Origin of the sequence: Pseudomonas sp. FP2335 (assembly GCF_030687535.1) — a bacterium.
Taxonomy (GTDB): domain Bacteria; phylum Pseudomonadota; class Gammaproteobacteria; order Pseudomonadales; family Pseudomonadaceae; genus Aquipseudomonas.
Map to the genome: position 1 here is coordinate 4121354 of NZ_CP117437.1, position 21490 is coordinate 4142843.

Annotated in this window: 14 protein-coding genes; 3 read left to right on the plus strand and 11 right to left on the minus strand. The window is 62.4% G+C overall.

Annotated features, from left to right (window positions below):
• The first annotated feature begins 58 nt into the window (after positions 1–58).
• Positions 59–985: a GGDEF domain-containing protein gene (locus tag PSH81_RS18505; protein WP_226455067.1), complete on the plus strand. Its 927-nt coding sequence runs from the start codon at positions 59–61 to the stop codon at positions 983–985.
• A 23-nt stretch (positions 986–1008) separates the two neighbouring features.
• On the opposite strand, the gene PSH81_RS18510 is transcribed toward PSH81_RS18505, so the two are convergent.
• The 7 genes from PSH81_RS18510 to PSH81_RS18540 form a co-directional block, all read right to left on the minus strand.
• Entirely contained in the window at positions 1009–1776 is a 768-nt protein-coding gene (locus PSH81_RS18510) for a TenA family transcriptional regulator (RefSeq protein WP_370694921.1), read from the minus strand.
• Between the two features lie 78 nt (positions 1777–1854).
• Complete coding sequence (locus tag PSH81_RS18515) at positions 1855–4317, minus strand: EAL domain-containing protein (RefSeq protein WP_226455065.1); 2463 nt, start codon at positions 4315–4317, stop codon at positions 1855–1857.
• Between the two features lie 71 nt (positions 4318–4388).
• Positions 4389–6191, minus strand: a complete 1803-nt coding sequence (locus PSH81_RS18520; RefSeq protein ID WP_192296901.1) for an ABC transporter ATP-binding protein — start codon at positions 6189–6191, stop codon at positions 4389–4391.
• Complete coding sequence (locus PSH81_RS18525; RefSeq protein ID WP_305392790.1) at positions 6184–6786, minus strand: DsbA family protein; 603 nt, start codon at positions 6784–6786, stop codon at positions 6184–6186. The genes PSH81_RS18520 and PSH81_RS18525 overlap by 8 nt, the downstream gene beginning before the upstream one ends.
• A gap of 36 nt (positions 6787–6822) precedes the next feature.
• Positions 6823–7764 carry a rhodanese-related sulfurtransferase gene (locus tag PSH81_RS18530; protein ID WP_305391266.1) on the minus strand — a complete coding sequence of 314 codons (942 nt, stop codon included), beginning with the start codon at positions 7762–7764 and terminating at the stop codon, positions 6823–6825.
• Between the two features lie 119 nt (positions 7765–7883).
• On the minus strand, positions 7884–8180 hold the full coding sequence (locus tag PSH81_RS18535; protein WP_192296903.1) for a BolA family transcriptional regulator: 297 nt from the start codon (positions 8178–8180) through the stop codon (positions 7884–7886).
• 6 nt (positions 8181–8186) lie between these two features.
• Entirely contained in the window at positions 8187–8705 is a 519-nt protein-coding gene (locus PSH81_RS18540; protein WP_192296904.1) for a DUF2059 domain-containing protein, read from the minus strand.
• A 193-nt stretch (positions 8706–8898) separates the two neighbouring features.
• On the opposite strand from PSH81_RS18540, the gene PSH81_RS18545 reads away from it, so the two are divergent.
• Positions 8899–10281: a class II fumarate hydratase gene (locus PSH81_RS18545; protein WP_226455062.1), complete on the plus strand. Its 1383-nt coding sequence runs from the start codon at positions 8899–8901 to the stop codon at positions 10279–10281.
• Here the strand turns inward: PSH81_RS18545 and PSH81_RS18550 are convergent.
• From PSH81_RS18550 to pap, 3 genes are all read right to left on the minus strand, one after another.
• Positions 10278–11234 (minus strand): DMT family transporter, encoded by a 957-nt coding sequence (locus PSH81_RS18550; RefSeq protein ID WP_305391267.1) that lies wholly within the window; start codon positions 11232–11234, stop codon positions 10278–10280. The genes PSH81_RS18545 and PSH81_RS18550 overlap by 4 nt on opposite strands.
• 192 nt (positions 11235–11426) lie before the next feature.
• A complete protein-coding gene (locus PSH81_RS18555; protein ID WP_305391268.1) occupies positions 11427–12611 on the minus strand; it encodes a thiolase family protein in 1185 nt (394 codons plus the stop codon).
• 299 nt (positions 12612–12910) lie between these two features.
• On the minus strand, positions 12911–14425 hold the full coding sequence (pap, locus tag PSH81_RS18560) for a polyphosphate:AMP phosphotransferase (RefSeq protein ID WP_226455060.1): 1515 nt from the start codon (positions 14423–14425) through the stop codon (positions 12911–12913).
• 141 nt (positions 14426–14566) lie between these two features.
• Here pap and mnmC point away from each other — a divergent pair, with 141 nt between their 5' ends.
• The gene (mnmC, locus tag PSH81_RS18565; RefSeq protein WP_305391269.1) at positions 14567–16546 is read left to right on the plus strand and encodes a bifunctional tRNA (5-methylaminomethyl-2-thiouridine)(34)-methyltransferase MnmD/FAD-dependent 5-carboxymethylaminomethyl-2-thiouridine(34) oxidoreductase MnmC; all 1980 of its coding nucleotides are present in this window, start codon (positions 14567–14569) and stop codon (positions 16544–16546) included.
• Here the strand turns inward: mnmC and PSH81_RS18570 are convergent, their stop codons facing one another.
• Positions 16547–21373: an NEL-type E3 ubiquitin ligase domain-containing protein gene (locus PSH81_RS18570; RefSeq protein WP_305391270.1), complete on the minus strand. Its 4827-nt coding sequence runs from the start codon at positions 21371–21373 to the stop codon at positions 16547–16549.
• Between the last annotated feature and the right edge of the window lie 117 nt (positions 21374–21490).

A 21490-nucleotide genomic window follows, 5' to 3' on the forward strand; every position in this document is an offset into this window, starting at 1 on the left:
GCACTCGCCACTCTTATCGAGCCTGTAAGACAGTTCTGCGCTTAGAGGCTGATAGTTTATGAAAACACCGACCCATACCAACGCAATTGACTTCGACAGTGCCAAATTGCAACGCCTGGGTTTCGGTCAACCGTCCTCCCTGCCACGACGCCCCACCACAGTCGCGCAGCTGCGCCAGCAGTTGAGCATGCACTTGCAGACCAGCCTGGAACCGGAGCGGATCCTCGGCCTGTTTTTCCGCGAAATCCAACGCCTGGTCCCCCTGGACGCCCTGCAATATCACCACCAGGCCAGCGACCTGCGCCTGGAGTTTGGCCATCGCGGCCATCACTCGGTGAGCTACGCGCTGAGCCATGAAGGCGAGCACCTGGGCGAGTTGGTGTTCCGCCGCAACCAGCGCCTGCTGGAAGACGAACTGAGTCAGCTCGAATCCTTGCTGGCTACCCTGCTCTACCCGATGCGCAATGCCCTGCTCTATCGCGCGGCCACCCGCAGCGCGCTGCGCGATCCGTTGACGCAAACCGGTAACCGCATCGCCATGGATCAGACCCTGCAACGGGAAATCGACATGGCGCGCCGGCATTTGAACCCACTGTCGCTGCTGATGCTGGACATCGATCACTTCAAGGTCATCAACGACACCCATGGCCATACGGCCGGCGACAGCGTGTTGCGCACCGTGGCCCAGGCCATAAAGAGCCAGTTGCGTAACGTCGACATGGTGTTCAGGTTTGGCGGGGAAGAGTTTCTGATCCTGCTATCCAACACCGGCCGGGACGCGGCGGCGCTGGTCGGCGAACGCCTGCGCAAGGCGGCACAAGCCCACGACTATTGGGCGGATGGGACAAGAATCGAATTGACCGTGAGCCTCGGTTGCTCGACCCTGCTGGCCGCAGAGTCGGCCGACAGCCTATTGCGCCGGGCCGACAGCGCCTTGTACGTGGCCAAGCGCGAAGGCCGCAACCGCTTGGCAATGGCGGGGTAAGCACCCCGCCATCACGTGTTACATCACGCCTCGCTGGCGACGCGCATCGGGCGCTCACGCACGGCCGCAGGCGCTTTCTCTTTCTCCAGGCGCATGCAGCTTTCCAGGAACAGATACATGTAGTCGTAGCTCTTGCATACGGCTTGGCGCAGTTCGACCTGCAAGGCCTTGCTCGGGTTCATCCCGGCCAGGGTGCAGATGATTTCCAGTGCTTCCCACGGGTGGGCATCGTCGTACTGGGCATGCATCTTCAGCCACTTCATCGCACGCTTGCGTTCTTCTTCGGGGAAGGCCGCCGCGTAGACACCGGTGGAACACACCACGGCCGACCACTCCCCCGTCGCCCCTTCGATTGCATAGTTGGTCGCGGCCACGGCCACGATCAGCGAATCGGCCGAGCTGGTGTGCCAGCACCAGTGGCTGAGCGCATGCAATTCAGGCGGCACGTTCTGCGCCTGCAACTCCTCGAGGCTGACCCCATGGGCACGCGCCCAATGCACCCAATAATCGGCGTGGTTCAACTCGACGCGAATATTGCGCATCAGCCAACGTCGCGCCATATCCTCCCCAGGATGGCGGGCAAACTTGGTCTTGGTGAGGTTCTGTGCCATGTACAACGCAAACTGTTCAACCACCGGCCAGCCACCGATCAGGTAGTGGCGCATGGTCTTGGCGCTGAGCGTGTTGTCACGCATGCGCTGGTACAGTTCGTGCTCGACAACTCGGCGCTTGCTCTCGCTACAGTCCTGGATCAATTGCTGTGCCCAGGCTGGGTAACTTGAGGCTTCCATTAGCGGGCCGGTTCTGTTGAATGTGTCGATCACTATAAGGCTCCTTTTTTAGTGTGATAGTACAGACCAGCGTATGTTTCAGCGGAATGTGCCGGGCGCCCTGAATAACAGGGGCTGCGGTCGCACAGGTCGACACTGCAAGCTATCAAAGGTAAACAATTGCGGGCGTTCTATCAGGTAGCCCTGAGCGTAATCCACACCAATCTCAAGCAACGCCTGTTCGATGTGCGGTGTTTCAACAAACTCGGCAATTGTGCGCTTACCCATGACGTGGCCGATGTGATTGATCACTTCGACCATGGCGCGGTTAATCGGGTCGTCCAGCATATCCTTTACGAAACTTCCATCGATCTTCAGGAAGTCTACAGGTAAATGTTTGAGATAAGCGAATGAGGACATTCCGGCACAAAAGTCGTCGAGCGAGAAATGACAACCTAAGGCTTTGAGTTCATTAATAAAGCGAATTGCACTGCCCAGGTTGGCGATAGCACTGGTTTCGGTTATTTCAAAACAGATCATCGCCGGCGGTATACCGTAGTTATTGAATTTCTCACGTAAAAAGCCGAGAAAGTCGTCATCGCCGATGGTAATACCCGACAGATTGATCGCACACATCGCCATGGGCAGGCCCGGCCGCTCGCGCATGCAGTCGGCGATGATCTTGAACACATTATCCACCACCCAACGGTCCAGCGAGGTCATCAAGCCATAGCGCTCGGCGGCCGGGATAAAACTGTCGGGCAAGATGATGCGACCGCCTTCGTCATGCAGGCGCAGCAGGATTTCAATATGCCCGGTGCCGCCATCGGTATACCCCAGGGGCGCGATTTCCTGGGCGTACAAGCAAAACCGGTTTTCCTCCAGGGCCATGTGCAAGCGCTGCACCCAGGCCATCTCGCCAAACCGCAGGGACAGTTCCGAATCGTCGGCATGATAGACCTGCACCCGGTTGCGGCCCTTTTCCTTGGCCATGTAGCAGGCCATGTCCGCCGCTCGCAGTGACGTCTCCAGGGTGGTCGGGACCTGGGAGATATGCACCAGGCCAATGCTGACGGTGGTCATGAACGGCCGGCCCTTCCACACAAAATGCAGGCTTTGCACGGTATGGCGCAGGCTCTCGGCGATTTTCTCCGCCACCGGCGCCGGGCAGTTTTCCAGCAGGATGCCGAACTCGTCGCCGCCCAGGCGCGCCAGGGTGTCGCCGTCGCGCAGGTCCGATTGCAGGAGCGCGCAGATGTGCCGCAGCAGTTCATCGCCCGCTGCGTGGCCGCAGGTGTCGTTGACCAGCTTGAACTGGTCCAGGTCGAGGAACATCAACGCATGCCGTGGGTTCTGCTGGCGCCCCACGTGATGCAGCACCTGCTCCAGCCGGAACTCGAATTCGCGACGGTTGGCCAGGCCGGTCAACGCATCGTGGGTGGCCTGCCACGACAGGTTGGCGATGTACTGGCGCTCCTGGGTCATGTCATGCAGCACCAGCACGGCCCCGCTGACCTTGCCGGCACTGCAGATCGGCGCCCCCACCAGCGTCACCGAAACCGTGCTGCCGTCCAGGCGCTGGATCAGCTTGGAATGCTCGCTGCCACCACTGAGCCGGCCCTTGATGATGTGATCGATCAGGGTAAAACCGTCGGGCTCGGCGTTTTCGTCGAGCAGTTTGAACAACGCGGCCAGGGGCAGGCCCTGGGCCTGGGCCGACTTCCAGTGGGTCAACGCCTCGGCCGCCGGGTTCATGTAGGCGATGGCGCCATCGACGTCGGTGGTGATCACCCCATCGCCAATCGACTCCAGGGTGATCTGCGCACGCTCCTTTTCCGCCTGCAAGGCGTCGGCGAACGCATGACGCTGGGCCAGCAGTTTGTGGGTGCGCAACAGCGCCAGCACGATCAGGCCCAGGGCGGTCGCCAGGTTCGTGATCAGCAGCAGGCGCAGAATCATCCGCGAACCTTCGCCCAAGGCGTCGCTGAAGGCCTTGGCGGCCGGCGTCACGCCTTCATTGATCGCAGTGATGCGCGCCTTCCATTGCCGCACGTCGTTGCCGCTGAGGTGGTCGGCGCGGATCGCGCGGTGCATTTCCTGGGCCAGGTCATCCAGTTGCAGCAGGTAGCCGTCGCCGACCGTCCACAGCTCGATGGCTTTTTCCAGGTAGCTGAAATGGCGGAAGTTGAGGTACAGCCAGATCAGGCTGGAGACATCGTCGGGATGGTTACCGCCCTTGAGGATGCCCTGGCGGGCGGCGGCGATGTCGGGAGCGGGTTGGTCGAGGGCGATGCGCAGTTCATGCCCGCCCTGGGGCACGGCGATGGCTTGCTGGTACTTGAGGTAGGTGGTTTCGTCGCGGTTGTCGGCGTAGAGGGTCAGGTAATAGATGGCATCTTTCTGGCCCTTGGACCACAAGCTTTCGCCTGCCACGTAGCCGCGCACGGCCGAAAGCACGTAGAGACTGACGCAGCCTAACAATGCCTGGAACAGCACGACGGCGATAAAGGGCCACACAATGCCCAACAGCCGAGGCGTTCCGAGAGTCCGCTTTTGCTTCATGAAGTCCCTTGCACATGCACCGCTGGATACGCACGCGAAAAACCGCTTCCGATAGCTCAGCCTAGGCTAAATCAACGCACTTGTTGCAAGTGTCCATAAAGTTTTGCGTACAGCCCGCCGTCGGCGATCAGTTGTTGATGATCACCATCCTCGGCAATGTGCCCGCCGTCAAACACCAAGACCCGGTCTGCCTGCTTAACCGCCGACAGACGGTGGGCGATGATCAGTGTAGTACGCCCGCTGAGAAACCGCGCCAGCGCCTGGTGCAGGTTGTACTCGGTGGCGGCGTCGAGGGCGGAAGTCGCTTCGTCGAGGATCACCACCTTCGGCTCGGCCAGGACCATCCGCGCAATCGCCAGGCGTTGCCGCTGGCCGCCGGAAAACCGCACCCCGGAACGCCCCACCACACTGTCCAGGCCCATCGGCAGTGCCTTGACGGTAGCATCCAGCTGGGCAATTTCCAGTGCCTGCCAGCAGGCCTGGTCGCTGCGGGTGCGCCCCATGGTCAGGTTGGCGCGCACGGTGTCGTTGAACAACGCCGGGTGTTGCAGCACCACGGCGACGTTCTCGCGGATGGTCTCCAGGCCGATTTCCTGCTGGGTCGCACCGCCGAAGCGGATGCTGCCCGCCTGCGGCGTGTACAACCCCAGCAGCAACTGCACCAGGGTGCTCTTGCCGCCACCGCTGGCGCCGACGATCGCGACCTTCTCGCCCGGCGCAATGGCCAGGTTCAGTTGGTCGAGCACCAGGTCTTCGCCATAGCCGAAATTCAGCCCGCGGACTTCGATACCGACCGTTTCCCGCCCGCTGAACGGGTCTTCGCCGCCGGCGTATTGCGGCTCGTCGGCCCTTGCCAATAGCTCGTTGATCCGCGTCAGCGCGCCGCCCGCCGCGTAATAGGCGTATTGCAGGTTAAGCAGTTGCTCCACCGGGCCGATCATGAACCACAGGTAGCTGAACACCGCGAGCATCTGGCCGATGGACAGGTCGGAAAACAGCACAGTGAGCATCGCCGCCGCGCGGAAGATGTCGATGCCGAACTGGAACAGCAAGCCACTAGCGCGGCTGGACGCATCGGTTTTCCACTGCGAGTGCACCGCATAGTCACGCACTTCCTGGGCGCGCTGGCCCAGGCGGCCCAGGAAAAACCCCTGGCGGTTGCCGGCGCGCACTTCCTGGATCGCATCCAGGGTTTCGGTCAGGGCTTGAGTGAACCGCGAGGTGCTGTCGTTCTCGAGTTTCTTCAGGTGCTTGACCCGTTTGCCCAACTGCACCGTGGCGTAGATCACCAACGGGTTGAACAGCAGGATCAGCAGCGCCAGCTGCCAATGCATCCACACCAGGATCGCCGACGTGCCCACCAGGGTGAGCATCGCCACGAGGAAACGGCTGAGGGTTTCACCGACGAATTTGTCCAGGGTGTCCAGGTCGGTGACCAAATGGGTGGTGACCGTGCCGCTGCCCAGGCTTTCGTATTCCCCCAGGGAGATGCGCTTGAGCCGCTCGATCAAGCGCACGCGGATGCGGTACACGATGTCCTTGGCCAGCCGCGCAAACAGCCGCGCCTGCACCACGTTGAACACCAGCGCGCCGCAGCGCAGGAACAACGTCACCAGCAGCATCAGGCCGATATAACCGGCGGCTTTCTGCCAGCCCAGCGGCAGCGCGTGGTTCATCACCTTGAGCGCGGCGTCGCCGTGGCCGAGCAGCACTTCATCGACCAGCAGCGGCAACAGCAGCGGGATAGGCACGCTGCACAGGGTCGCCAGGACGGCGACGCCATTGGCGATCCACAGGGATTTCTTGTGACGCAGGGCCAGGCGGCGGATCTCCGCCCAGGTCAGTCGATCAGTGCGCTGGGCCGGTTCATGCACAGGTGGCTCGCTCCAGCCATCGGCCCAGTAGCGGCGACAGCTCGGCCAGCGGCTGGTAGCCGTTGGTCAGCAAAGCCAGCTGGCCATTGCGCTCGGCCAGCAGCGTCGGAAAACCGGCGATGCCCAGGTCCTGCACCCAGGTGAAATCGGCAGCCGTGGCCGCGTGCTGCTCGGCACGGTCGAAGGCACCGGCAAACTCGATACGCGGGATGCCCGCCTGTTCGGCCAGGTCCACCAGCACGCTGGCGAGGGTCACGTCGCGGCCCTCGACATAAAACGCGCGCTGGATCAGCCCCAGCAACGTCCACGCACAATCCGGCGCCAGGCTGCGCGCGGTGACGATGGCGCGACACGCAGGCTCCGTGTCATACACAAAACCGTCGGGCAACGCGCCTTCGCGCTTGAACGGCTGGCCGGTAGCGTCGGTCACCGCCTGCCAGTGTTCGAGGATGTAGCGCCGCGTGGTCGGCTCCAACGCCGCACCGCTGCCGGTGCGCAAGCCGCCCACCACCAGGTGCAGTTCCACACCGGCGGCCCGGGCCTGCTCCACCAAGGCTTCGGCTACCGGGGCAAACCCCCAGCACCAGGAACACATCGGGTCCATTACATAGAGCAAGCGCGCGGACATGGCTCAGGCCTCGGAAGGGGATTGCTTGTAGTTGAAGCCAATCGGGTGCGGCATATTGCGGGCCTTGGCCAGCTCGATCTGCTTCTGCCGGTCGATCGCGCTACGGCGGGTCTTCTCCGGCAGCTTGTCCCAGCAATGCGGGCAGCTGATGCCGGCCACGTAGTGCTCGGACGCGCGGTCTTCGACACTCACGGGTGTGCGGCAGGCATGACATTGATCGTAGTCGCCTTCGCTCAAGTCGTGGCGCACGGTCACGCGATTATCGAAAACAAAGCAGTCGCCCTGCCACTTGGTTTCGGCCTGCGGCACCTCTTCGAGGTACTTCAGGATGCCGCCCTTGAGGTGATACACCTCATCGAAGCCTTCGCTGAGCATGTAGCTGGAGGCCTTTTCGCAACGAATACCGCCGGTGCAGAACATGGCGACTTTCTTGTGCTTGGCCGGGTCGAAGTTGGCTTTGATGTAGTCGGGAAATTCGCGAAAACTGGTGGTTTTCGGGTCGATTGCGCCTTCAAAGGTGCCGATCGACACTTCGTAGTCGTTGCGGGTGTCGATCAACAGCACTTGCGGGTCGCTGATCAATGCGTTCCAGTCCTGCGGATCCACGTAGGTGCCGACTTTCTTGTTCGGGTCGACGCCTTCGACGCCCAGGGTCACGATCTCTTTCTTGAGCTTGACCTTGGTGCGGTAGAACGGCTGGTCGTCGCAGTAGGATTCTTTGTGGTCGATGTCGACCATGCGCGGGTCGTTCTTCAGCCAGGCCATCAGGCCATCAATGCCTTCGCGGCTACCGGAAACGGTGCCGTTGATGCCTTCTTCGGCGATCAGCAAGGTGCCTTTGATGCCGTTGTCGACCATCGCCTGCAGCAGTGGCTCGCGCAGGGCGACGTAATCTTCGAGGGTGACGAACTTATACAGTGCCGCCACGACAATCGGTTGAGTCATGGGTGTTCTCTCCAGGTGGCTACCCTCGTAAAGGGTGAACCGGATGCAAAAAAAAACGCGCCGACTGAGCGGCGCGTTGCGGATTCTAACAAATGCCCGGTGTCAGAGACACCCGATCATCAATCATGCCCGCCGGCGCAGGTCGGCGAGGCCGGGGCTGCGTCGATTTTCGCCCATTCTTCAGGCGTGTAGGTATGCAGCGCCAGCGCATGAAACTCGCTCATCAGGTCACCCAGGGTGGCGTAGACCTTCTGGTGGCGCTTGACGCGGTTAAGCCCCTCGAACTGTGGGCTGACCAGCACGGCCTTGAAGTGGGTCTGCAACCCACGGCTGTGCATGTGGCTTTCATCCAGCACGCTCAAGTGGTCCGGGCCCAGGGCGGCGAGCGCCGTTTCGATACGCTGTTGCATGGTCATTCCTGCTTACTTCTTCTTGGCCGGTGCGGCGGCTTTCGGCGCCAGCTCGTTGGTCATGTCGTCCAACAGCTTGTTCACCACCGGCACGGCGCTTTCCAGCTTGGCCTGGGTCATCTGGGCCGATTGCTGGGTCAGTTGCGGCATTTTTTCGAGGACCTTCTTGCCCAATGGCGATTGGTAGAAAGCCACCAGGTCCTTGAGTTCGGATTCGCTGAAGTTGGTGGTGTAGAGCTTGACCATGTCCGGTTTCAGCTTGTCCCAGCCAATGGCCTTGTCCAGGGCGGCGTTGGCCTTGGCCTGGTAGCTGTCCAGCACGGACTGCTTGGCGGCAGGAGCCTTGGTCTGTTCGAAACGCTGGGCGAACATTTGCTGCACTTGCATGTACACCGGGGTACCCAGCTTGTCGGCGTGGGCCAGGGTAAGGAAGGCTTCGGCACTGGCGTTGTGGCTGGCGGTATCGGCAAAAACCTGGCCGCTGGCGCAAACCAGAGCAACCGCGGTACAGATGGCACGAAGACGAGTCATCGAGTTTCCTTTTCTAGCAGGCGAGGTAAGACCCCAAGGGCGCCCATTCTGCGCCTAAAAAACCTCGCGGCTCAACCCCGGGCCTTGCCGGGCGAGGATTCCGCGCGGATGAATCCGATGAAAAGTCTTTTAGGGAACCCCACCGGCCGATCACGGCCTAAACTGCGCAAACCGATCTCAAGGAGTGTGCCCGATGAGCCGTATCGAAACCGACAGCCTGGGAGACGTAGAAGTCCCGGATGACGCTTACTGGGGCGCGCAGACCCAACGTTCACTGGTGAATTTCGCCATCGGCGAGCAACGCATGCCGCTGGCGGTGTTGCACGCCCTGGCGCTGATCAAGAAGGCCGCCGCGCGGGTCAACGACCGTAACGGCGACCTGCCCGCCGACATCGCCCGCCTGATCGAACAGGCCGCCGACGAAGTCCTCGCAGGCAGGCACGACGACCAATTCCCGCTGGTGGTCTGGCAGACTGGCAGCGGCACCCAGAGCAACATGAACGCCAATGAAGTCATCGCGGGCCGCGCCAATGAGCTGTCGGGCAAATCCCGTGGGGGCAAGAGCCCGGTGCATCCCAACGACCATGTGAACCGCTCCCAGAGTTCCAACGATTGCTTTCCCACGGCGATGAGCATTGCGGCGGTCCAGGCGATACACCAACGCTTGCTGCCAGCCATTGCCGCCCTCTCCGGTGGCCTGGCCGAACAGGCTGCACGGCATATGAAGCTGGTGAAGACCGGCCGTACCCACATGATGGATGCCACGCCGATCACCTTCGGCCAGGAGCTCTCGGCGTTCATCGCCCAGCTCGACTACGCCGAACGCGCCGTGCGCAGCGCCCTGCCCGCGGTGTGCGAGTTGGCCCAGGGTGGCACGGCGGTGGGCACCGGGCTGAATGCGCCCCATGGCTTTGGCGAGGCGATTGCCTCCGAGCTGGCGGCGCTGTCCGGGCTCCCTTTCGTCACCGCGCCGAACAAGTTTGCCGCCCTCTCCGGCCATGAGCCGCTGGTGACCCTGCACGGCGCCCTGAAAACCCTCGCGGTGGCGTTGATGAAGATCGCCAACGACCTGCGCCTGCTGGGCTCCGGCCCGCGTGCCGGGTTTGCCGAGGTCAAGTTGCCCGCCAACGAGCCTGGCAGTTCGATCATGCCGGGCAAGGTCAACCCGACCCAGTGCGAAGCCCTGTCGATGCTGGCCTGCCAGGTGCTGGGCAATGACGTGACCATCGGCCTCGCCGCCAGCCAGGGTCACTTGCAGTTGAACGTGTACAAACCGGTGATCATCCACAACCTGCTGGAATCGATCCGTCTGCTGGCCGACGGCTGCAACAACTTCCAGGAACATTGCGTGGCTGGGCTTGCGCCCGACGCCGGGCAAATGGCCGAACACCTGGAGCGCGGGCTGATGCTGGTGACAGCGCTCAACCCGCATATCGGCTACGACAAATCGGCCGAAATCGCCAAGAAAGCCTACGCCGAAGGGCTGACGCTACGGGAAGCCGCCCTGGCGCTGGGCTACCTCACCGATGCCGAGTTCGATCTGTGGGTGCGCCCGGAAAACATGCTGGGAGCCTAAGACGCCATGCGCAACCGCCGGGCCTTGAGCCCGGCCATCAATGAAGGCGCCAGCGCCACGGTCGCCGAGCCCAGCACCACCACCAACGCCCCGGCATACCCCAGGGCGTTGATCTCTTCGGCCTGCACATAATCCGGCCACCACCACGCTGCCACCGCCACCGCAGCAAAAGTCACCAACGGCGTGAGCGCCAGAGTCGCACTGACCCGTGAGGCTTCCCAATGCGCCAATGCTTCGGCAAACGCACCGTAAGCCACCAGGGTATTCATGCAGCACGCCAGCAACAGCCATGCTTGCAGCGGGCTCAGGTCCAAGGCTTCCAACGGGTGTGCCCACGGCGTAAGCAACACGGCGCAACACAGGTAGATCACCATCATCACTTGCAGCGAATTCCATGCGGTGAGCAATTGCTTCTGGCCCAAGGCGTAGAACACCCAAATGGTGGTGGCCAGCAGGACGGTCAGAACGCCCGCCGTGTAATCGCCAAGGGACGTCAGCAACTCCTCCAGGCGTTGATTGAAGAACAAACCAAAGCCACAGATCAGCACGATCAGGCCAAGCACCTGGCCCAGGCTGAAGCGCTCCTTGAACACAAACACACTGGCGACCATCAAAAAGATCGGGCCCATCTGCACCACCAATTGCGCGGTGCCGGGGCTGAGCAGTTGCAAGCCCACCAGGTACAACACGTAGTTGCCCACCAGGCCACACACGGCCATGCCCACCAGCCAGCCGCCCTTGGGGCCGAGCACCTTGTGGCTGGGCAGGCGCTTGGTCAGTGCGAGGTAGAAGAACAGACACCCACCGGCAACGGTGAGGCGAAACCACGTGACGGTGATCGGGTCCATCACCTGCAGCACCTGCTTGAGTTTGATCGGCAGGATGCCCCACAGGAACGCGGTCAGCAGGGTCAACAGAAAGCCATAGACCCAGCGGCCGGAAGAGATGTGCATGAGTGCCCCAGAAGCCAGAGGAAGTGGAGCCGCATTCTAGGGGCAAGAACACGACTCGCGATACGCTGCAGTTCAAATGTGGGAGCGGGCTTGCTCGCGAATGCAGGGTGTCAGTCGCTGCTTGTATTGGCTGACACACCGCATTCGCGAGCAAGCCCGCTCCCACAATTTGATCCGGTTTCTTCAGTAGCCTTAGCGTACGGCTTCGAACAGGCCGGTGGCCCCCATGCCGCCGCCCACACACATGGTGACAATGCCGTAGCGCAGGTTGCGCCGCTGCAACTCACGCACCAGATGCCCCACCTGCCGCGAACCGGTCATGCCGAACGGATGCCCGATGGAGATCGAACCGCCATTGACGTTGTACCTGGCATTGTCGATTTCCAGACGATTGCGCGCATACAGGCACTGGGACGCAAACGCTTCGTTCAACTCCCACAGATCAATGTCCGCCACCTGCAAACCCTTGGCCTTGAGCAACTTGGGCACCGAGAACACCGGGCCGATGCCCATTTCGTCCGGCTCACAACCGGCCACGGCGAAACCACGGAAAAACGCCTTGGGCTTGAGCCCCAGCTCAAGGGCTTTTTCCAGGCTCATCACCAGGGTCATCGACGCACCGTCGGACAACTGCGACGAGTTACCCGCCGTCACCGAACCGTCGTCGGCAAACACCGGCTTCAAGCCTTGCAGGCTGGCCAAGGTGGTATCGGGGCGGTTGCAATCGTCGCGGTCGACCACACCGTCGAGGATCTGCACCGCACCGGTGTTCTTGTCCTCGACCTTGTACTTGACCGCCATCGGCACGATCTCATCGTCGAACAAACCATCGGCCTGAGCCTGGGCCGTACGCTGCTGGCTTTGCAGGGCGTACAGGTCCTGCTCTTCACGGCTGACGTTGTAGCGGCGGGCGACGATCTCGGCGGTCTGGCCCATGGGGAAATAGATACCCGGCACCTGCTCTTTGAGCAGCGGGTTGATCAGGTTGTCGGTGTTGACGCTTTTCATGGTCAGGCTGATGGACTCGACTCCACCGGCAACGATGATATCGCTGCACCCCGAAGCAATCTGGTTGGCCGCAATCGCAATCGCCTGCAAGCCCGACGAGCAGAAACGGTTGAGGGTCATCCCCGCCGTGCCGGTGCCCAGTTGCGACAATACCGCCACGTTGCGCCCGATGTTGTAGCCCTGGGCGCCCTCGTTGGAACCCGCGCCAACGATGCAATCTTCCACGGCGGCCGGGTCGATGCCGTTGCGGCTGAGCAGCGCGTTGACGCAATGGGCCGCCATGTCATCGGGGCGGGTCTGGTTGAACTTGCCGCGAAAGGATTTGGCCAGGCCGGTTCGCACGCTGTCGACGATCACTACTTCACGCATGGGCTACCTCGATCTTGTCATTGTTGGGAGATGGATCGAGCATAGATCCAGCTGATTCCAACCGCGACGATCATTCACCCGGCGTATGCAAAAGCATGGGGACAAAAATCATCCCCTGCTGAACCGCCATCCCCGTAGTGAGCGGGCTTGCCCCGCGCCGGGTGGCGAAGCCGCCCAAAATCGATCCGCCGCGGTGTATCAGGAAGACCGAGGTGCCTGGGTTTGGGGCGGCTTCGCCACCCAGCGCGGGGCAAGCCCGCTCACTACAACAGGCAAGGCGGGGGCCCGTCACGAGTCGGTTATTTGTGTTTCTTTTTGGCGTGCTTGTCGGACTTGGCAAACGCCTCCTCCAGCGCCAGGTTGATGGTGCGCAGCACCTTGACCCGCGCCCAGCGTTTGTCGTTGGCCTCCACCAGCGTCCAGGGCGAGACTTCAGTGCTGGTACGGTCGACCATATCGCCGACGGCCCCACGGTAGTCATCCCATTTGTCACGGTTGCGCCAGTCGTCTTCGGTGATCTTGAAGCGCTTGAACGGGATTTCCTCGCGGGCCTGGAAGCGCTCCAACTGAGTGTCCTTGTCGATCGCCAGCCAGAACTTGACCACGATCACCCCCGCGTCGCGCAGTTGCTCTTCGAAGTCATTGATTTCGCCATAGGCGCGCATCCAGTCGGCGGAGGTGCAGAAGCCTTCAATACGCTCCACCAGCACGCGGCCGTACCACGAGCGATCGAACACGGTGAACATGCCGCGCGCCGGGATCTTCTGCCAGAAGCGCCACAGGTACGGTTGGGCGCGTTCGTCTTCACTCGGCGCGGCGATCGGCACGATGTGGTACTGGCGCGGGTCGAGCGCGGCCGCGACACGGCGGATCGCCCCGCCCTTGCCTGCCGCGTCGTTGCCTTCAAACACCGTGACCAGCGCGTGCTTGCGCATGCGTTTGTCGCGCATCAGGCCGGACAGCCGCGCCTGCTCGGTGATCAGCTGTTCTTCGTAATCGTCCTTTTCCAGGCGCTGGCTCAGGTCGAGGCTGTCGAGCAGGCTTTTCTTGTCCACCGACGCAATCAACGGCGCCGGGTTCATGCCGCTGGCCTTGCCCTTGGGCAGTTTCAGGGCGTTCTGGATGCCTTCGAGCAGCAGCTTGCCCACGGTGAGGCTGCGGTAATTGGCGTCGACACCTTCGATCACATGCCACGGCGCATAGTCGCGGCTGGTGCGGCGCAGCACGCGCTCGCCAAAGTGCACGAACTTGTCGTAGGTCTCGGACTGCTGCCAGTCCAGCGGGCTGATGCGCCAGCTGTGCAGCGGGTCGTCGGCCAGGGCCTTGAGCCGTGCCTTCATCTGCTTCTTGGAGAGGTGGAACCAAAACTTGAAGATCAGCGCGCCTTCATCGCAGAGCATCTTTTCCAGGCGTTCGGCGCCGGCGATGGCCTGGTCCAGGCGGGCGTCCTTGATCTGCCCGTGCACCCGGCCTTGCAGCATCTGGCTGTACCAGTTGCCAAAGAACACGCCCATGCGCCCCTTGGCCGGCAACTGTCGCCAGTAGCGCCAGGCCGGTGGGCGGGCCAGTTCTTCATCGGTCTGCTGGTCGAAGGTGCGCACCTCGATCAGGCGTGGGTCCATCCATTCATTCAGCAGCTTGACCGTCTCGCCCTTGCCGGCGCCTTCGATGCCGTTGATCAGGATGATCACCGGGAAGCGCTTTTGCTGTTGCAGCTCGTACTGCACCTCCAACAAGGCTTCGCGCAGGGCGGGCACTTCGGCGTCGTAGGTGTCTTTGTCGATGGCGTGACCGATTTCGGCGGATTCGAACATGGGCAGCTCCGTTTCAAGATGGCTCAAGACTAGCGGATTGGGCAGCAACACGCGGGAGGAAATTCCACCGGCGCTTGCCGTGGGTCAATTCATTCCCCATTGATCGGCTAGAATGACGGCCTTGTGTTTACCGAGCCGCCCATGAACCCCATCACCCACGCCCAGCTCGACTGGGACGAACAAGGTCGCCCGCACTCGCGGGTCTTCGACGACGTGTACTTCTCCGACCAGTCGGGCCTTGAAGAAACCCGCTATGTGTTCCTTGAACAGAACCGCTTGCAGGAACGCTTTGCGGCCTTGCCGGTGGGTGGGCGGTTGGTGATTGGCGAAACCGGCTTCGGCACGGGCCTGAATTTCCTGTGCGCCTGGCAGCTGTTCGAACAGCACGCGGTGGCCGGGGCGCGGCTGCATTTTGTCAGCGTGGAAAAATACCCGCTGAGCCACGCCGACCTGCAACGTGCCCTCGCCCTCTGGCCTGAGTTGCAGCCATTCGCCGAGCAACTGCTCCAGCAGTACGTCGCCATCCACCAGGGCTTCCAGCGCCTGGTGCTGGACAACGGCCGCGTGACCCTGACCCTGTTGATCGGCGACGTACTGGAGCAATTGCCGCAACTGGATGCGCAGGTCGATGCATGGTTTCTCGACGGCTTCGCACCAGCGAAAAACCCCGAGATGTGGACCGCCGAGCTGTTTGCCGAACTGGCACGCCTGGCCGCGCCGGGCTCGACCATCAGCACCTTCACCAGCACCGGCTGGGTGCGACGACTGATCAACGCCGCCGGGTTCAAGATGAAGCGCACGCCGGGCATCGGCCATAAGTGGGAGATCCTGCGCGGCGAGTTTCTCGGCTGGCCCGAAACAGCCCCGCTACCCACCCGCGCCAAACCCTGGTTCGCCCGCCCTGTGCCCGTGGAAGGCGAACGCAAGGCCTTGGTCATCGGCGGCGGCCTGGCCGGTTGCGCCACGGCCGCCAGCCTGGCAGCGCGGGGTTGGCAAGTGAGCCTGCTAGAGCGGCATGCCACCCTCGCCCAGGAAGCCTCGGGCAACCCCCAGGGCGTGCTTTACCTCAAGCTCTCGGCCCATGGCACCGCGTTGTCGCAAATGATCGTCGCCGGTTTCGGCCACACGCGCCGCCTGCTGGAGCACTTGCATCGCGGCGTGGACTGGGACGGCTGCGGTGTATTGCAACTGGCCTTCGACACCAAGGAAGCCCAGCGCCAGGCACAGCTTGCGCAAGCCTTCGCGCCAGACCTGTTGCACCTGCTTGACCGCGACCAGGCGCAAGCCAGAGCCGGTATTGCGCTGGAACACGGCGGGCTGTTTTTCCCTGAAGGCGGTTGGGTACATCCCCCCGCGCTGTGCGAATGGCAAGCCAGCCAAACCGGCATTACGGTGCTGCCCCACACCCATGTGCTCGACCTGCGCCGCGTCGACGATCACTGGCAAGCCTGGGACGGTGAACACCTGCTGGCCAGCGCCCCCGTGGTTGTCCTGGCCGGCGCCGCCGAGGTCCAGCGTTTCGCCGACCTGCCCCTCAAGCGCATTCGCGGGCAGATCACGCGTCTGCCACAGACTGCCGAGAGCCAGGCCCTGAGCACCGTGGTGTGTGCCGAAGGTTACGTCGCCCCGCCGCGCCTGGGCGAACACACCCTGGGGGCCAGCTTCGACTTCAAGAACGAAGACCTCACCCCCACGGCTGCCGACCATGCCGGCAACCTGACGATGCTGTACGACATCTCCACCGATCTGGCCCAGCGCCTGCACGCCGACACGCTCGACCCCAGCGTATTGCAAGGCCGCGCTGCGTTCCGCTGCACCAGCCCGGATTACTTGCCGATTGTCGGGCCGCTGGCCGACAGCATGGCGTTCAACCAGGCCTACGCAGTATTGCGCAAGGACGCACGCAGCGTTCCGGACACAGCCTGCCCTTGGCTCGACGGCTTGTACGTCAACAGCGGCCACGGCTCCCGCGGCCTGATCACCGCACCACTGTCTGCCGAGCTGCTCGCTGCCTGGCTCGATGACGAACCCTTGCCGGTGCCCCGCAGCGTGGCGGACGCCTGCCACCCCAATCGGTTTGCCGTGCGCGGGCTGGTGCGCAGCAACGCGAACAAGGCCTGACTAGATGCACCCCTTCAGTTCGCCTTGCTTCAAGGCGTCCAGGGTCAAGCGCTCCAGTTCGGTTTTCTCGGCCTTCTCCTGCTCCCGAAGAATGATGTTCATCTGCTCGCGGTAACTGGCGTCGTCCAGCGTAAGGCTTTGGTCGAACACCGCTTGCAGCCGTCCATCAAAGGGCTCGTTCAAGCCCTCGAACCTGGCCGCATGCGTGCGCTTGAGGTACTGCGTCCAGAACGGTAGTTCCACCAGGTACTTCATTAGCTTTGGCGAGAGTTCGGCAGCCCTGACCCGGCTTTCCGCCTCCTCCAGATTGGCGGCGGTCACCCCGCCAAGGCTGGCAAAGCGCATATGCCGTGGCTGCCCAGGCAGATGGAACCGTTCAACCAGGCCTGTGCGGAACGCCAGGCTGACTTCCAACGGGTCGACCAAGGGATGTTCGAGGCTGTGGTTATGGGCCAGCCGCTCAAGCTGGTCGAGACGAAACAATCCTTTGGCCAACTTCAACAGCGGCGTGGCGGTCAGGCGCCCGGTTGCCGCCAGCCGGGCGGCCTCGCGAATTTCCACCAGCACCTCCAGGCTGCTGAAATTGACTGCCGCGGCATCATCGCAATTGAGAGGGGTTGCGGCGCGCTCGAAGATTTCCTCGCGCAACTCGGCGTCTTTGCCGGTCGCCTCAAGTACGCGCCAGACGCGCCGATCCATGTCTTCGCGGACCTGAGCAGCATCCGCCGTACCGCCCAGTTCGGCGAGCAGGGTGAACAAACCGTCCGAGCCCGGCTCGTCCCTCAACCCCGCCCAGGTCTGGTCCTTTTCGGTGTAGCCGGCCACCCGCTCATCCGACAGCCACAGGTCGCGTGCCCTCTGTTCCGTCAGGCGAGCGAGGTCGTCCTCCAGGAACCCCATGCCCACACCATGGGCACTGCGGTAGTTGCGCAGTAACTGCTGACTGCGCACATCCAGAGGGTTATGCCGCAGATTGATCGTCTGGGCATAGCTGCGCGGCGCCTCGAACAACCAGGCGGGCAATACACTGATATCGTTTTCCCTAAGGTCGAGGGTTTCCAGATACGGCAGGCGGGCAACGCCCTTGGGGAACTCCGTGAGACGACAATTGCGCAGCATCAACTCGCGCAGCACGAACAGCTGACTGACGTCGGGCGGGTCCAGCAGCGGGTTGTTGTTCAGGTTCAACACTTGCAGGCTGCGCAGCCCGGCCAGTGTGGCACGCGAGTATTCATTCAGTTGCAGGCCGTTGTTGGCCATGCACAGGTACTCCAGCTGCGGCATCTGCGCCAGCACTTGGGGAATCCGCTTGACCTGGTTGTCCGCCAGGTTCAGGGACATCAGGTTTTTGAAGTGTTTGAGAAAGTAGGCCACCCTGTCGTCCAGGCCCATTTTGCCAAGGGACAACAGCCGCACCCCATCAAAGCTGACTTGCGGCGGCAACGTCGGCAAGGGGTCATGCAGCATGCCGTCCAGCGACAGGCCCGGCACTTTCCTGGCGTTATGATCGAGCAGGCTCGTCATGCGCTTCCAGCCGTGCTCAATGGCCTTGGCCACCTGATGGCGGCTCAAGCGGTAGTCCCTGTGTGATGTAACCTCAGGGTTTTCCGCAGAACGGTCACTGCGCCAGATTTTCAAGGCTCGGTGCAACGCGTCGAACTGCTGCTCCAGCGCCTCCACGAACTTGGCCCGCCCGAGATGATCAACGCCCGCGTCCTGAATAATGTTGGTCAGCTTGTGGTCATCCTCCAGGGGATAGAGTTTCCTCAGCTTGCGCATCAATGCCGGCTCGGCCTCTGACAGGCCTGGCGGCGCCGCCTGGAAACAGGGGAGTGGGTCGGGCTCGACCGCAGCCCAGTCGGAACGCAGGTAGGCCGCTACCCGTCTGCGTTGACTCTGGGTGCTCGAGCGTATGCGACTGAGCAACTGCTGGGGCGCCGACTCGTCCATCAGGTTCATGCTTGTGCGATGGCGCGCGGGCAATGCATCCACCAAGGCCTGGTAGAACCCATAAGGGCCATCGGCTCGGCCTGACAGCGGCCGACCCACCTCATCGAACGCCTGGACCCCCTCCTCAGTCTCCACCAACGTGCGTTGGACAGTGGCCGAGGGGCTCCCCACCCGGGCCATCACCTCGCCGCGCACGCTTTGCCGGCGAAGTTGCACTGACAGGTCCCGTGGCCACCCCGCCAAGTCCTGCGCCGCCCCGAGAGCAATGCGACGGGTGTCGGGCAGCGCCTGCTCCGGCAGGTACAGACCGGTCAGGGCGCGATCCTCGTGCATTCGCTCAAGCGCGCCGTGCGCGCGCTCGGCCATACCCAACGGCACACGGCCGGTCTTGCGCAAACGCTGGCGCTGGACGTCCGGAGATTCGATCAGCACTTCCCTGGCCAAGCGGTTGGAAAGCCTGGGATGTGCCTCTTTCAGAGACTGCAACTCGCCCTCGGCCACGCCCTCCTGATCCAGATAGAGTTTGTGCGTCAGCACCTGGTGATGCGCCTTGAGAGTTTCCAGCAAACGCCGCTCCAACACCGGCTGCGCCTGGTCCCGCGGGATACTCTCACCGAGCAGCGCATGACGTTCTTCATCGTTCAACGCCTGCAGTACGGTCTGCATCACCCGGCCCTCCTTAAGCTCGTGCTGGGTGATATGGATGCTCAGATCTTCGTAATCGAAAGGCTCAAGGTCCGGATGGCGCTCCAGCAAATACTCCTCATCATCCAACACTTCGAAAAAGCGCCCTTTGGGCCAACCCGGCATCATCGGAATCGCCAGCAACTGGGTGCGCGCAGTGTCGACCGAGGGCGACTCACCTCGTTGCAGCTGGCTGATCAGGTCGACGACTTTCTGATGCTGCTTGACCCGCACCACACAATCCTGGAAGCGCTCCGGCAGCGCTTCATGCCCCCGGGCCAGGCGCCGCGCTTCGGGGATGGTCATATCCGTGATGCCGGCAATGGTGTCCAACTGCTCGCCATTGATCTCTTCAAGGCTGGGATCGAGACGCTTCAAGCTGTAGCGCAAGTCCTGCCAGTGCTCCGGGCGTTCGAAAGCGTGCTGCCAGCCACCACGATAATTGTGATACAGCGGCGGACGGTAGGCCGTAGGGCGCAGCGGATGGTTGATCCGCCAGTGGCCAATGCCGGGGTCGAAGCCGATCGAATACAGCGCCCCGTCGATCTTGATCCACGACTGCCCTTTTGACTGATACAGGCCCTTACTGTTGGTAACCCAGCGCGCATCCTTGGCGGGCGCTTGCCGGTAGGGCGCCAGGCGCGGGCGCCATAAACCCGGACGCGCGTCCGTGCGGGTAATGGCCTCGACCTTATTGAAGAAATCCGTCGAGGGTTCGCGCGGTTTCAACGCACCGACTATTCGCCCCCCCGCCGCGAACGCCACCATGGCCGCCAGGCTTTCTGCGATGTTGACCAGATGCCGCAAGGCCTCGGTACTGTCGTCATCCAGCCAGTCCTCGACACCGTCGAACACCTCGCCCAACAGTTGCCCGATGGCCACGCCGCTCATCAGTTGGCCCAGCACCGGCACCATCAAGGCTGCAACGTTCAAGATATTCAGGCCCGCCTCCAGGTAGCCTTGCCAGCGAGCCTCGTCAGCGTCCTGGTCGACCTGCAACGTCGGCACTACCAGGGCAAGGGCATCGCGCTGGATTTTTCCGGTGTAGGCATGGAAAAAGAACGCCGAAAATTCACTGGTCGTCGGTACGGGCTCCAACCGCCCCAGACGTTTGTTCACGTCGAAACGCTCAAAGAAGCCCAGGCGGTCGTTTTCATCCAGGTACTGCTGGAAAACCTCGCGATAACTGGCCACCTGCAACTTCAACGTGAGGTAAAGCCGGAAGTCCTCCAGGGATTCGTACTCATACCAGGGCCTGAAGGGCTCATTGGGCATGTACACCAGGAACGCCCCGCCCCCGAGCTTGCCGGGGTCGTCGTCACACACCACCAACACGCTCCACAGGCAGGTGCTATCGATGTTCAGGCCTTGCCATATCAGGGGTTTTTCCAGTGGGGTCAGGTACGCCAGCTCACTGGCGGGGCGGTCGGCCTTGATCAACTTGAGCATGCGCTCGCCCAACGCCGCGCTGACATGCTCCTTGGCGCAGGCAATGTGCAGGTCGATCTGCATGTCGAGGTTCTTCGATTGGCCAATATGCGTGGCCGCCGTGTTGTAGCTCAAGCCACTGTTTTGCAGTGGATCCGTCGGTTGTGGCAAGCCAAAGACGTCGCACAGATGGCGTTGGTAGGCCCCCCCCAGGTCCAGTTCGCGACAGTACTCGACGAACTGTTGCACCGTGAGGTCCGGTATTGGCTTGCCCGTGGCGGCTGAACGGATCACCGCCCGCGGCGACATGCCGCCCCTTCTGGCCCGGGCGGCGTCGAAGTTCTGCATGGCGGCTTGCACCAGGCTGCGTTTTTCCCAGGTGGTGGTTTCGATCAACGCGCCACCCAGGTCGGGGGTAACGCCTGTCAGGCTACGTCTTGGCAGCTCCAGGCGATCCTGCTTTACATCCACCTGCTCCACGCCTTTGCTCAGCAGAAAGGTATGCAACCGCTCGGCACAGAACTCATCCAGGGGCTGCACGCGCTGCAGGAGCGCCTTGAGTTGGCGTCGCGGTTGCTGGCTGTCGCGATGGGCTTGCTCAAGGGCAGCCAGGGTGGCGGGCCTGGCTTCCACCAACCACGGCGGCAGGGTGCTGCGCAGCACCCGTGCCTTGTCCAGGTCACCGGTCATGTCCAACACGACTGCCAACAGTTCATCTTCAGTCACAGGTTCCGTGACTGCACTCAAATCGCGTTTCTCCGTCATGGGTAGGCGTCCTTGTCGCACTGCTAACTGAGTGCTCACCCTAAGCGCGCGGCAGCAAAAAACGCATTCGAATATCGACGTGGTCAGCCCGCCAAACGAGCGGCAATCCCAATGCAT

Excerpts from the sequence above, each read along its gene's own strand:
- PSH81_RS18535 (WP_192296903.1), bottom strand. The coding sequence starts at position 8,180 with ATGACCATGCAACAGCGTATCGAAACGGCGCTCGCCGCCCTGGGCCCG.
- PSH81_RS18550 (WP_305391267.1), bottom strand. The coding sequence starts at position 11,234 with ATGCACATCTCTTCCGGCCGCTGGGTCTATGGCTTTCTGTTGACCCTG.
- PSH81_RS18510 (WP_370694921.1), bottom strand. The coding sequence starts at position 1,776 with ATGGAAGCCTCAAGTTACCCAGCCTGGGCACAGCAATTGATCCAGGAC.
- PSH81_RS18530 (WP_305391266.1), bottom strand. The coding sequence starts at position 7,764 with ATGACTCAACCGATTGTCGTGGCGGCACTGTATAAGTTCGTCACCCTC.
- mnmC (WP_305391269.1), top strand. The coding sequence starts at position 14,567 with ATGAACCCCATCACCCACGCCCAGCTCGACTGGGACGAACAAGGTCGC.
- PSH81_RS18505 (WP_226455067.1), top strand. The coding sequence starts at position 59 with ATGAAAACACCGACCCATACCAACGCAATTGACTTCGACAGTGCCAAA.
- PSH81_RS18515 (WP_226455065.1), bottom strand. The coding sequence starts at position 4,317 with ATGAAGCAAAAGCGGACTCTCGGAACGCCTCGGCTGTTGGGCATTGTG.
- PSH81_RS18570 (WP_305391270.1), bottom strand. The coding sequence starts at position 21,373 with ATGACGGAGAAACGCGATTTGAGTGCAGTCACGGAACCTGTGACTGAA.
- pap (WP_226455060.1), bottom strand. The coding sequence starts at position 14,425 with ATGTTCGAATCCGCCGAAATCGGTCACGCCATCGACAAAGACACCTAC.
- PSH81_RS18545 (WP_226455062.1), top strand. The coding sequence starts at position 8,899 with ATGAGCCGTATCGAAACCGACAGCCTGGGAGACGTAGAAGTCCCGGAT.
- PSH81_RS18540 (WP_192296904.1), bottom strand. The coding sequence starts at position 8,705 with ATGACTCGTCTTCGTGCCATCTGTACCGCGGTTGCTCTGGTTTGCGCC.
- PSH81_RS18525 (WP_305392790.1), bottom strand. The coding sequence starts at position 6,786 with ATGTGTTCCTGGTGCTGGGGGTTTGCCCCGGTAGCCGAAGCCTTGGTG.
- PSH81_RS18555 (WP_305391268.1), bottom strand. The coding sequence starts at position 12,611 with ATGCGTGAAGTAGTGATCGTCGACAGCGTGCGAACCGGCCTGGCCAAA.